Raw genomic sequence first — 11,328 nt, 5'->3', positions numbered from 1 at the left:
ACATGAACCGGACGATCCTGTAAGTTGTGTTCCCAGATATACTGTTTGATGCGCGTGGCCCAGCGCTCACCATACAGGTGTTGGCCAACCCGTTCGCGCAGCATGGGGGTAAAGTTGATTTCGCGGGCTATTTTCGGTTCTACAAGCTCCCGAATCGATACACTGCCCAAGCCATAAATGATCTGAAACAGACCACTGTTGGTACCAGCGTTTTCGTCAAAACGTTGGTAAGCTTGTTGCGTTTCTTCGAACGTACGACCCAGAATCGAGCTGAGGTACATCAGGGCCAGTTCGCGCTCGTCGTCGTTGACGCTGCCACCCGACTGCACAATCGCTTCCAGTTTCTCCCATTCGCGGGTGCGGCTCCCCCGTTCCTGAAAGGCATTCCGCCGGATTTTATCGGCTTCCATAAACATGAACGTCAGGTGGGTAAGAATGTCGTAGATTTCGCTACGGCCATTGGTTACTTCAATCACCATCTGCTCATTGTCGATGCGAAAGCAGTTCCGGCGACGTTTGGCAGGCACCAGTACCGGGAAGTGTGAATGCTCAAAGCCTTCGCGGGAGGCCAGTGATATAATCCGACAGGATTCGATGCCTTTGGGTAATCGATCCATTACATACACAAGTCCATCCAGTTCAACGCGTTGAGGATCACCAACCAGGCCATAGATTTCGGGTTGAAGCGTGAGCAGGGCTCGTCGAATTTCTTCGCCCGATACGCCCGAAGGTTTATAAAATCCCCGATTGAACAAATGGCGCATCGTAATGTATAGGCGTTCAATGGCTACACGAGACTCCTGTGCACGTGTGAGGGGAGGAGAAGGAACAAGATTCATGAATAGGAAGTGAAATAAGTTGAGCAAAGGTACGTGAAAAGGCTTTCTGACAGGATTTTCAGGATGTACAGGATTTTTGCTCCAAAATCCTTAAAGAAGTTGGTTGAGTTAGTCAATGTACAGTCTTTTGCCCACGCATGGTGCGGGCAGATGTTCCTTATTGGCGTCAAGCTCCCAACGGTATTGTTTTGTCCAGACATGGTGAGGGCAGATTCTTAAATCTGCCTTCGTGCGGTTTCTCAAAACCGAACGGTTTGTCTGGCTCAACCTTGCGGGTCAGGTTCTTATAACCTGCCCTCACTAACGCAAACAACATCTAAATCCTGTGAATCCTGTCGGAAAATAAAATAGGTTGGATACTTTTGGCGCATGAAAAACAGGATTCGGCATGTTGGGTGGATAAGTGTATACTGGCTAATACTAACCCAGTCGATACAGGCGCAACCTATGCCAACAGTGCCTGTATCGACTGAGCCAGCAGGTATCAATCAGGGGCGATTTATTGGTGTGTTGGTGGGTACGGCGGCTTTTTACACGGTTACGCTGCTCATGCTTCGCAAGCAGTGGTATAAGAAAAAAGTACCGTTTCATAGCTTCAACGACAATGCCGAATGGCTCCAGATGGATAAAGTAGGGCATGCCGCAACGGCCTATTGCATGAGCCGGGGAGGGTATGAGCTGATGCGCTGGAGTGGGGTCAATGAACAGGCCAGTATTCTGACGGGCGGTTTACTTGCTGTGTTGTTTCAGACTACCCTCGAAGTATACGACGGGCATGCAGAAGGGTGGGGGTTTTCGAAAGGCGATATGGTCGCTAATGTAGCCGGAACAGCCCTGTTCATGGGGCAGCAGTATGGGGCTGGGCAGCAGGTGGTCAGTTTGAAATATGGCTTCCGTAAAACTATTTTTCCGCCTTACCGTCCTAATCTGCTTGGTAAGACCACTGGTCAGCAAATGCTGAAAGACTATAACGGTCAGCAATATTGGTTATCGGTCAATCTGGCGTCCGTGCTTCCGGTGGGGCCTGATTTCCCGCGCTGGCTCAACCTGGATGTCGGGTATAGCGGTAGCGGCATGATTGGCGGACATGAGAATCCCAGGGCGTTTGATGCGGCTGGTAACGAAGTGACCTTTACCCGGTATCGGCAATTCTTTATTTCGCCGGATGCCGACCTGTCGAGAGTAGGTGCCTTTTCGCCCTCTTTACAGCGCTTTATCGGTACGGCCCAGTTCTTTAAAATTCCGGCTCCTTCGCTCGAATTCAATCGCATAAAAGGTCTGCGGTTTCACCCGTTGATTCTGCCAAAAGAATAAAGCGTGGCCGAGCGAAATGCTGAAGCAAGTCATCGATTCGCTCGGTCACAGGTTAATTTACTTCATCTCGCCAGGCGTAACCATGACCCCTTTTTTACGATTTTGCCGTAAAACCGTCAGTTGTGTAAGTCGGCCGATGCTGTCGTCGGTAAGCAACCGATGGAGGTCATCGACCGTAGCGACCGGCTGGCCGTTGAATTCCACAATGATGTCGCCTTCGCGTAATTCGCTGTTTCCCGCTATACCATCCGGTTCTACGCTCACGACCATTACGCCCGATTTGGTTGTTAGCTGATTGTACTGCTTGATGCGCTCGGTCAGGTTGATCAGTTGTCCGGCGATGCCCAGGTAGCCCCGGCGAACACGTCCGTGCATGATGAGTTTACCAGCAACCAGGGCCGCCAGATTCGATGAAACAGCAAAACAGATACCCTGGGCCGGCAAAATAACAGCTGTATTTACCCCAATAACATCGCCATTCGAATTGACCAAAGGACCACCTGAGTTCCCCGGATTCAGAGCCGCATCTGTCTGAATAACGTCGTCAATCAAGCGGCCCGATTCAGAGCGTAAAGTTCGTCCGAGCGCACTAACTACCCCCGCTGTGAGTGAGTACTGAAAACCGTATGGGTTGCCAACTGCAATGGCAATCTGACCTACCTGAACCTGTTTCGAATCGGCAAACCGAATCGCTTTCAGTCCATCCGCGTAAATCTTGATTACGGCAATATCAGTGGCAGGGTCGCGCCCAATCAGCGTTGCTTCATATTCGTTCGAATCAGGCAGCGATACCTGAATTTTACTGGCGCCCGCCACTACGTGGTTATTCGTGATAATATAGCCGTCGGTTGAGATAATAAAGCCAGAACCTGTGCCTCCATCCGACTCACCCCGCCCGGGAGGCCGACGAGTTGGCGGATTGCTTTTGGCAGATTCCTGAGAAGAGGAACGGCCACTTACCTTAATCTGTACGACGGACTGGCTCACTTTTTTGGCTACCGTGACCACGGTATTTGAGTAAGCATCCAGAAGCGCCCCATCCTGAGTGACTGTTCCCCCTGGCTGTGATGGCGTTTCTGAAAATGTAATGAATTGGGTGTCCATGCCTAAAGTTGGTTCAGTGATTTGGGTGCCCATTACACGATCTGTTCCATATTGATTTTCATGATAGTTATCGGGAAACGACACGCCATTTTGTCATTTTTGTATTAATCAATTGTAGTAATGTGTTAAAAAAAAACCTTACTTTGTATAATGTTCGGTTAAAATGGCAGATTTAACCTATGTCTTTTCAAGAATATCTAAGTCAAAAGAAAATAAGTGTTGAGCAGTTTCAGCAGGCTGAACCGGCCCGATTTCTGGAATGGCAGCGCGAATTCGGGCAAATGCACCCCGAAAGCTTTACCGCTCAGAAGAAATTTCTTTTGAATGATACTCGAAGAAAGTACCTTGTCCGTTAAAAAAGTACCAGACAGCTCGAAGGTCGGGTTGTACTATTTATTTAAAACTCAACATTATTTCATGAGCCTTACATTAGGAGAACTGCGAGGCATAACAGATGCTGTTCTAAATGCCCTAAAGGCACAAGGTATTAGTGACGCTGATTCGTTACTTGAAGCAACTCGGACCCCCGAAGACCGCAAGGCACTATCTTCGGCAAGTGGCGTTGATTCAAAAGCAATTCTGGAGTTGGCCAATCGGGCTGATCTGGCGCGTATCAAAGGAATTGGTCGGGTGTATAGCGATCTTATGGAAGAAGCGGGCGTTGATACGGTGAAAGAACTGGCTCAACGTTCGGCCGACAACCTGCACGCTAAACTGATTCAGATTAATAAAGTACGTCAGTATACGCAACGCCCTCCTTCCGTTGAACAAATTGGTGATTTTGTCGAGCAGGCTAAAAAACTGCCGCGAATGCTTGAATACTAGAGAAAAGAGGAGTAATCGAATGAGCTGAATCCGATGCGCCAAAACGGATAGCTATCTACACTTTCTTCCGACCAACGGCTTCAACGTCGGATTCCTTACGGCACACTCTTTTTTACCAACAAAGCTACCCAGTGAGCGTCACTGACTCAGTGACGCCAAGGGTTTTTTTGTTGTCTGTTTCTGGTTGAAAAGTAAGTGCCCTCGCTGGCTAATCAATGCGATTTAGGCTCACGTAGGTATCCTTCCAGACGGCTTTCCAGTTCAGGCAAACTCAAGTTGGTATACAGCTCACCGTTGAGCGCCAGCGACAGACGTCCGCTTTCTTCTGATACAGCGATAACCGCTGCATCGGTTGCTTCGCTCATGCCTAGAGCTGCTCGGTGGCGAAAACCAAGGGTAGCGGGTAGCTCGTCATCTTCCGAAACAGGTAAAATGCAACGGGCTGCCCGAATTCGCCCCTCACTAATGATTACGGCTCCATCGTGTAGTGGGCTGTACTGACTAAAGATGGCCAGCAGTAATGGTTTCGACATATCGGCATCAATGATTTCTCCCGACTGAGCGAATTTTTCCAGATCATCATTTTTTTGCAGGACTAGTAAACCACCTGAAAATTCACCGCTTAGTGCTTTGCAGGTGTCAAGAATGGGTTTAAGTGAAGCATAAGCATCCATAACTTCGGTTTCCCGAAGAAGCCACCGTTTGAACAGCCGATTGTTGGTCAGGTTAGTCGATTTGCCAATCAATAATAAAAAACGCCGGATTTCGTGCTGGAAAATGATGATCAGCGCCAGGGCACCCACACTGATGAAATACTCCAAAATAGTAGTCATCAGGTTGAGGCCAAGTGCCTTCACCAGTAAATAGGCAAGGTAAACCAGCAAATACCCGACAAATACGCGGCTGGCGACACTCCCACGAACAAGATGATAAATCTGGTAAATAAGTAAGGTTACGAGCCCAATATCCAATAAATCGAGCCACCCGATTTCTAAAAAACCCAGGCGAAAAGCCAGCATGAACCAATTAAGAAAGTTTACGGGCTAAAGATAAACAGAATAATGTACTTGGGTAGGCTGAATTATTGATTGTGGTTTCAGATTGCAGCGTAGGGATTCGGATTCGCTACGCTGATACGTTAACTATATGATGAATATAGAAATAGGTTAAGTGTCTATATATTAATTGTTTGTCCTTCCGTTGCCAGGTAGGTTTCAGGGAAAATAGCTCTGGCTTCCTCTAGAAATAGCTCAAATTGCTTGTACCGCGACGAAAAGTGACCAATTAGCAAACGGCCAGCCTGGGCTTTAGAGGCAATCATAGCCGCCTGCCCTGCGGTCGAATGGTACACCTCTGCTGCTCGCTGGCTATTGTCCTGTAAAAAAGTGGCTTCATGGTATAAGACGTTGACGCCCTGTAACTGGGTAGTCAATTCTTCCACATAGCGTGTGTCGGAGCAGAATGCGTAGGAGCGGGGTGCCGGAGCCGGTTCGGTATAATCAGCAGCAGCGTAGAGCAGCCTGCCGTCGGCATCCAGAATGTCCTCACCTTCTTTCAACTGCTTTAGGTAAGCAATAGGGACGTCGGCTGGTAGCTTTTCTCGAAGCAGGTGAGGCTTGGCCTGTTTCTCACGAAAGAGGTAGCCAGTACAGTCGATCCGGTGCTGCAATGGAATCGACTGTACCGTCATCAGAGGGTGGTCGAGTAGGAGCGCTGGCTGGTCTGGATCGACAGCTTGAAAATGAAGACGAAAGCCTAGCCGGGAATCCGATACCCGGAAAATGGTCGTCAGGACTTCATCGAGACCGCGTGGACCGAACAGGTGTAAGTCCTCGGTCCGCCCTGCCATATTTAGTGACGATAGGAGTGGAGCCAACCCAAAGTAGTGATCGCCGTGCAGGTGACTGATAAAAATGTACCGAAGCCTGCCCGGACGAATGCGTTGTTCGAGCAAACGGTATTGGGTGCCTTCACCACAATCGATCAGAATGTATTCGTTGCCGATGGTCAGCAGATGAGCCGTCTGATGGAGTCGAAGTGAGGGAGTGGCCGAACCGGCCCCAAGTACAGTTAGCGTAAATGGGGTATGGCTCGGACGGTGAGGTTCCGATTCATGCTGTATTTCAACGCGCGTTAGGGCTGCGTTAGGCCTCGACACTGCCTCCGACATCATACTCGTCATCTGCTTCACTACGGAAGTCATTTTCCAATTCGTTCATAAAAACAGCGTCGATGGCTTCTTCCACGGTTGGTAGAATTGTCAGATCGCTGAGACGGGCTGTATCCAGAAATGAAATCAGATCGTCATTTTTTGTAACAACAATCAACAGACCCTGTTCATTGGTACATTGCCGACTTATTTTTCGAATTGTCGACACGCCTGCCGGATCGATCGACTGGACAGCAGCCGTATCAATGATGATATTGCTGTATCCTTCCCGAAAAAGATTACGACTAAGCGTCTCAAAGTCAGTAGTTATAGCCTCCCCAAAAATAGTCTCTGTTAATCGGATCAGGGCGTACTGTTCGTTTTTCTCGATGCTATAATTCATAGGACTTTACTTTTGAATGATAGAATGATTGAATGGTTGAAAGGTTGAGTAAGGGTTTCTTATTCAGCCATTCAATCATTCAACCATTCAAAATTTTATATGGATCGTAGTATATTGGTTTCGATTCGAGTCAGCGGGTCGGAGGTTTCATCAGGCTGGAAGCGTTGACCGGTTACGGTTTCAAACAGTTCAATATAGCGTTTTGTAATCTGGCTCACCCATTCATCCGACATGGCAGGAACGGTTTGTCCCGTTTTTCCCTGAAAACCGTTTGAAATAAGCCATTCTCTAACGAATTCTTTCGATAATTGTTTTTGCGGTTGTCCGGCCTGCTGGTTTTGTTCATACACATTCGCGTAGAAGTACCGGGATGAGTCGGGGGTATGAACCTCGTCGATCAGATAAACCTTGCCATCCAGATTGCCAAATTCATATTTAGTATCGACCAGAATAAGGCCCTGCTGGGCGGCCATTTCGGTACCACGGGCAAACAAGGCTAATGCATACTGCTCCAGCTGAACATACTCACTTTCCGGAACTATCCCTCGACTCAGAATCTCTTCACGGCTAATGTCTTCGTCGTGGCCTTCATGCGCCTTGGTCGATGGGGTAATAATTGGAGTGGGTAGTCGGTCATTTTCCCGCAACCCTTCAGGTAACGCCACCCCACAAAGGGTTCGGTGACCGTCGCGGTACTGGCGCCAGGCATGACCCGCCAGATAGCCACGAACCACCATCTCAACCGCATAGGGTTCGCATTTCAGACCAATACTCACGTTTGGATCGGGTGTGTCGAGGAGCCAGTTGGGGACAATATCAACCGTTGCTTTCAGAAAGTAGGCGGCTGTCTGGTTCAATACCTGCCCTTTAAACGGAATAGGACGCGGGAGTACCACATCAAAGGCCGAAATACGATCTGAGGCAATCATAACCAACTTGTCCGGGAATGAATAAACGTCCCGTACTTTTCCCCGATAGAATCCCGTCTGACCGGGAAAATGAAAATTAGTTTCCTGAATGGCGTTCATTTTTTACAGTTTACGGTCTTCGGTTTTCGGCTTAAGGTAGCTGGCGGGTCAGAGTTAACGGCCTCAGTTTCCTAAACCAAAAACGGCAACCCTTTTATAACTTTTCTACTACAATAGCCGAAGCTCCTCCGCCCCCGTTGCAAATACCAACCGCTCCATATCGGCCGTTGTTTTGCTGCAGAACGTTCATGAGCGTGGTGACTATGCGGGCTCCCGATGCTCCCAGCGGATGCCCAATGGATACGGCTCCGCCAAAAGCATTCAGTTTCTCCTGGGGTACGTTCAGCACTTTACTGAATGCCAGTGGCACTACAGCAAACGCTTCGTTTACTTCAAAGAAATCAATATCGTCGGTTGTTAAGCCAGCGCGTTCCAGGGCAAGTGGAACGGCTTTTGTCGGAGCCGTTGTGAACCATTGGGGCTCCTGTTCTGCATCGGCATAGGCCAGAATCCGAACAAGTGGTTTTAATCCAAGTTCATCTGCCTTCCGACGACTCATCACAATAACCGCCGAAGCCCCGTCGCTGATGGGCGACGAACTGGCAGGTGTAACAGTACCGTCGGGAGTAAATGCCGGTTTGAGGGTTGGGACTTTTTCATAAATAACATTTTTGTACTCCTCGTCCTCCGATACGACCGTAACTCCCTTTCGACCTGTTACCTCAACCGGCACAATTTCGGCATTGAACCGACCGGACTGGGTACTGGCTTCGGCCCGGCGATACGATTGTACGGTATAGGCATCCTGTTCTTCACGGCTGATAGCATATTGTTTGGCTGTCTGATCAGCAAACACACCCATAGCACATTGATCGTATACGTCTACCAAACCATCCCGAGCCAGGCCATCGACCAGTTCGGCATTGCCATATTTATAGCCAAAACGAGCCTTAGGAACGTAGTAGGGCGTATTCGACATACTTTCCATACCGCCAGCCACGATGACATCAGCCTGGCCAAGCTGAATAGCCTGAGCAGCAAGCATAATAGCTTTCGTTCCTGAAGCGCACACTTTATTGATGGTTGTACAGGGAATAGTGGCCGGTAGTCCTGCTTTCAGAGCGGCTTGCTTGGCTGGTGCCTGACCAACATTGGCCGACACCACATTGCCCATATAAACCTCCTGAACCTGATCAGGTTGTACGCCTGCGCGGGCTAAAGCACCCCGAATAGCTGCAGCCCCCAGCTCGGTAGCCGATAGGGTCGATAAAGCACCCCCAAAACTACCAATTGGGGTTCGAACAGCTGAAACAATAACCACTTCGTTCATCGGTATGTCTATATTTTGGATGTACGGTCTTCAGGAAACCATAACCCGGTTCTACCATCGACTCTCTCCTTCTCTGGACTTTGGACTGGCCTGACGAGCCGATCGGGTCAGTGCATACGGCAAATCATCACCACGCATGGCATCCAGCAATTGTAACGCTTGTTCCTCACTCAGGTTCAAACGACGAAACCGGCGCAATAACTCGTCTTGCCGGGTTGATCGCTCAACTTGCTGGCCACCCATAGGGCGGGGTTTGTTAGCAAGTTGAGGAGTGGGCGTCGATGATTTGCGTGTTGACCGTTTGTGCGGAGGCTGTCCGGAGTAGTGGCGCTTTATCAACTCAAAATTATATCGTGCCGATTCATTATCTGCGTTTTCGAGTAAAGCCTGACGAAAAAGGGTTAGCGCTAGTGAGCTGTCTTTTTCAAGGCAGGCCAATACGCCTAATTGAGTCGCTGCGGCTGTCCGCAGATCATGCCTATCCGTTTGGAGTAGTGTTTCGTACTGCGATTTGGCTTTAGCGTATTGTTTCAGGTGGAAATACGTATGGCCAAGGTTTAACCGCACAGCAGCATCGATTGTTGACGTATTTTGGGTTAAATACGTGTAAAACGTGAGAGCGCGCTGATATTCACCCGACTGATAAGCGAGTTGAGCCTCCTGTCGGGCCTGATTGTTACGGGAAATTTGGTTTAGAGAAATCAGTTCGTTTAACCAAATCCAGGCTGCAATGAGTAAATAGATCATACGTAAGCTTGCCCCAGTGTTTCAATGAATACTGAATGCACTGCTGTCAGCAGCAAGTAGTCCATGATGAATCAAAAAAACGAAGCCAAAAATAAGATGAAACGTCGAGACTCACTTACAGTCGGAAGGTCCGAATGGCAATAAGTATATCGAGCGCAATCAGGCCGAGTGCCGCCAGTAGAAAATAATAATACTTATTGGTAGCCACCGCAAGCCGACGCTGGTCGCTGGTTCCTCCTTTTAGCGACTGCAAAATACCGGCTAGTTCGTTGATATAGCGTCCATTAACATCGGCTTCGATGTATTGCCCTCGACTATCGCGGGCCAGCTCCTGCAAATACGATCGATTGAGCCGACTCCGAACAATCTGATTATTATCATCGCGAATAAAATCGCGCCCCTGTCGAATCGATGCCCCGGCTTCACTCCCTACACCGACTGTAATAATAGGCATTCCCTGCATACGTAACCGAATCAGCGTATTGCGTTCGCAGGAACTGGCATTTTCACCATCGCTAAACAGAACCATTGCTTTAACGCTCCGCCGGGTAGATGGGTCAGTAGATAGTTTCTGATAGGCCAATTCAAGAGCACTACAGAGGTCAGTACCTCCCGTTGGGGCGATACTGGTGTGTATTTCACGAATAAATTGTTTGAGTGCATCCTGATCGGACGTAAGGGGGGCTAGTACAAAAGGGGCCGACGATGCCATAATCAGTCCGAATCGATTGGCAGGAAGTGTATCGCAAAGTTGCTGGATGTCGTACTTCACCCGTTCCAGGCGAGTGGGTACTACATCATTGGCATCCATAGATCGGGAAATATCAACAATCAGGAATGTGTCATGACCTGATGTCGCGAAGTCTACAACCGATTCGCCAAACGAGGGCCCTAACAGGGCTATGATGAGTAAAGAGAGGTAACTGCCTCTCAGAAAAAACTTAGGAACGGCTCCCCAGGCTGACGTATTTAGTTGATGAGCCAGCCTAAATGTGCGCCAGACATAGAGTGTGTAGAGCCCAATAAATAAGCAAATGAAAAAAAAATCGGTACGCGTAAAAGGGTATAACCAATTCATGAAATCAAGTATCTGGCTGATGCTGACTAAGTTGAGCTATAGTACGACTTGCAGCAGATGGGGGCGAAATTAGCGATTATAAAAAGATTTTAAATTTCCTCTTGACGAAAACGTTTAATACCCCTATCTTTGTGTCCCAATCGTTCAGGAAAGAACAAGATTGGCTACGGAGAGATGCCTGAGAGGCCGAAAGGAACAGTTTGCTAAACTGTCGTACTGGTAACGGTACCGAGGGTTCGAATCCCTCTCTCTCCGCAGGAGATAAAGTGATACAGGTCCCAACCGAAAATGAATTGATTAATATTGTTTCGGCTGTAGCATTTTATAGTACCACATTCGGGGTGTAGCGTAGCCCGGTATCGCGCCTGCTTTGGGAGCAGGAGGTCGTAGGTTCGAATCCTGCCACCCCGACACTGAAAATCAAGCACTTATCAGAAATGGTAAGTGCTTTTTTCGTTCCTACTAACACGTTTACTAAGGATCAAGGGGATCAAGGCCAATACTTGTGGAGGGCGTTGTATTTTTCGGATCAAGGCCAATACTTGTGGAGGGCGTTGTATTTTTCTAGGTT

11 protein-coding genes, 2 tRNA genes and 1 pseudogene are annotated in these 11,328 nt (G+C 48.6%); 5 read left to right on the top strand and 9 right to left on the bottom strand.

What is annotated here, in order from left to right; translation table 11 throughout:
* A pseudogene (locus BGO59_RS22250) lies at positions 1 to 839 on the bottom strand (hypothetical protein); the annotation flags it as partial.
* Positions 840 to 1,208: 369 nt separating this feature from the next.
* Between BGO59_RS22250 and BGO59_RS22245 the strand changes: the two are divergent.
* Positions 1,209 to 2,153, top strand: a complete 945-nt coding sequence (locus tag BGO59_RS22245; protein WP_293686860.1) for a DUF2279 domain-containing protein — start codon at positions 1,209 to 1,211, stop codon at positions 2,151 to 2,153.
* A gap of 57 nt (positions 2,154 to 2,210) precedes the next feature.
* Here BGO59_RS22245 and BGO59_RS22240 read toward each other — a convergent pair whose 3' ends face one another.
* The gene (locus BGO59_RS22240; protein ID WP_293686858.1) at positions 2,211 to 3,257 is read right to left on the bottom strand and encodes a trypsin-like peptidase domain-containing protein; all 1,047 of its coding nucleotides are present in this window, start codon (positions 3,255 to 3,257) and stop codon (positions 2,211 to 2,213) included.
* Positions 3,258 to 3,436: 179 nt separating this feature from the next.
* On the opposite strand from BGO59_RS22240, the gene BGO59_RS22235 reads away from it, so the two are divergent.
* A complete protein-coding gene (locus BGO59_RS22235) occupies positions 3,437 to 3,613 on the top strand; it encodes a hypothetical protein (protein ID WP_293686857.1) in 177 nt (58 codons plus the stop codon).
* Positions 3,614 to 3,674: 61 nt separating this feature from the next.
* Positions 3,675 to 4,082 carry a DUF4332 domain-containing protein gene (locus BGO59_RS22230; protein WP_293686855.1) on the top strand — a complete coding sequence of 136 codons (408 nt, stop codon included), beginning with the start codon at positions 3,675 to 3,677 and terminating at the stop codon, positions 4,080 to 4,082.
* A 212-nt stretch (positions 4,083 to 4,294) separates the two neighbouring features.
* On the opposite strand, the gene cdaA is transcribed toward BGO59_RS22230, so the two are convergent.
* From cdaA to BGO59_RS22195, 7 genes are all read right to left on the bottom strand, one after another.
* Positions 4,295 to 5,101: a diadenylate cyclase CdaA gene (gene cdaA / locus BGO59_RS22225; protein WP_293686853.1), complete on the bottom strand. Its 807-nt coding sequence runs from the start codon at positions 5,099 to 5,101 to the stop codon at positions 4,295 to 4,297.
* Between the two features lie 155 nt (positions 5,102 to 5,256).
* Complete coding sequence (locus tag BGO59_RS22220) at positions 5,257 to 6,252, bottom strand: ribonuclease Z (protein ID WP_293687540.1); 996 nt, start codon at positions 6,250 to 6,252, stop codon at positions 5,257 to 5,259.
* Positions 6,227 to 6,634: an STAS domain-containing protein gene (locus tag BGO59_RS22215; protein WP_293686851.1), complete on the bottom strand. Its 408-nt coding sequence runs from the start codon at positions 6,632 to 6,634 to the stop codon at positions 6,227 to 6,229. The genes BGO59_RS22220 and BGO59_RS22215 overlap by 26 nt, the downstream gene beginning before the upstream one ends.
* 95 nt (positions 6,635 to 6,729) lie before the next feature.
* Entirely contained in the window at positions 6,730 to 7,662 is a 933-nt protein-coding gene (locus tag BGO59_RS22210; RefSeq protein ID WP_293686849.1) for a phosphoribosylaminoimidazolesuccinocarboxamide synthase, read from the bottom strand.
* A 94-nt stretch (positions 7,663 to 7,756) separates the two neighbouring features.
* Positions 7,757 to 8,932 (bottom strand): acetyl-CoA C-acyltransferase, encoded by a 1,176-nt coding sequence (locus BGO59_RS22205; RefSeq protein WP_293686847.1) that lies wholly within the window; start codon positions 8,930 to 8,932, stop codon positions 7,757 to 7,759.
* 51 nt (positions 8,933 to 8,983) lie between these two features.
* Positions 8,984 to 9,679, bottom strand: coding sequence for a tetratricopeptide repeat protein (locus BGO59_RS22200; RefSeq protein WP_293686845.1), 696 nt, complete (start codon positions 9,677 to 9,679; stop codon positions 8,984 to 8,986).
* A gap of 115 nt (positions 9,680 to 9,794) precedes the next feature.
* Complete coding sequence (locus BGO59_RS22195) at positions 9,795 to 10,757, bottom strand: VWA domain-containing protein (RefSeq protein WP_293686843.1); 963 nt, start codon at positions 10,755 to 10,757, stop codon at positions 9,795 to 9,797.
* A gap of 168 nt (positions 10,758 to 10,925) precedes the next feature.
* Here BGO59_RS22195 and BGO59_RS22190 point away from each other — a divergent pair.
* A tRNA-Ser gene (locus BGO59_RS22190) sits at positions 10,926 to 11,012 on the top strand.
* A gap of 82 nt (positions 11,013 to 11,094) precedes the next feature.
* A tRNA-Pro gene (locus tag BGO59_RS22185) sits at positions 11,095 to 11,168 on the top strand.
* Positions 11,169 to 11,328: the final 160 nt, after the last annotated feature.

This window comes from Spirosoma sp. 48-14 (assembly GCF_001898575.1).
GTDB lineage: Bacteria > Bacteroidota > Bacteroidia > Cytophagales > Spirosomataceae > Spirosoma.
Note: the sequence above shows the minus strand (reverse complement) of the source record. Positions and strands in the feature narration are given on the sequence as shown.

Bases quoted from the DNA above. Each gene is read 5' to 3' on its own strand.
- BGO59_RS22245 (WP_293686860.1), top strand. From the start codon at position 1,209: ATGAAAAACAGGATTCGGCATGTTGGGTGGATAAGTGTATACTGGCTA.
- BGO59_RS22240 (WP_293686858.1), bottom strand. From the start codon at position 3,257: ATGGACACCCAATTCATTACATTTTCAGAAACGCCATCACAGCCAGGG.
- BGO59_RS22235 (WP_293686857.1), top strand. From the start codon at position 3,437: ATGTCTTTTCAAGAATATCTAAGTCAAAAGAAAATAAGTGTTGAGCAG.
- BGO59_RS22230 (WP_293686855.1), top strand. From the start codon at position 3,675: ATGAGCCTTACATTAGGAGAACTGCGAGGCATAACAGATGCTGTTCTA.
- cdaA (WP_293686853.1), bottom strand. From the start codon at position 5,101: ATGCTGGCTTTTCGCCTGGGTTTTTTAGAAATCGGGTGGCTCGATTTA.
- BGO59_RS22220 (WP_293687540.1), bottom strand. From the start codon at position 6,252: ATGTCGGAGGCAGTGTCGAGGCCTAACGCAGCCCTAACGCGCGTTGAA.
- BGO59_RS22215 (WP_293686851.1), bottom strand. From the start codon at position 6,634: ATGAATTATAGCATCGAGAAAAACGAACAGTACGCCCTGATCCGATTA.
- BGO59_RS22210 (WP_293686849.1), bottom strand. From the start codon at position 7,662: ATGAACGCCATTCAGGAAACTAATTTTCATTTTCCCGGTCAGACGGGA.
- BGO59_RS22205 (WP_293686847.1), bottom strand. From the start codon at position 8,932: ATGAACGAAGTGGTTATTGTTTCAGCTGTTCGAACCCCAATTGGTAGT.
- BGO59_RS22200 (WP_293686845.1), bottom strand. From the start codon at position 9,679: ATGATCTATTTACTCATTGCAGCCTGGATTTGGTTAAACGAACTGATT.
- BGO59_RS22195 (WP_293686843.1), bottom strand. From the start codon at position 10,757: ATGAATTGGTTATACCCTTTTACGCGTACCGATTTTTTTTTCATTTGC.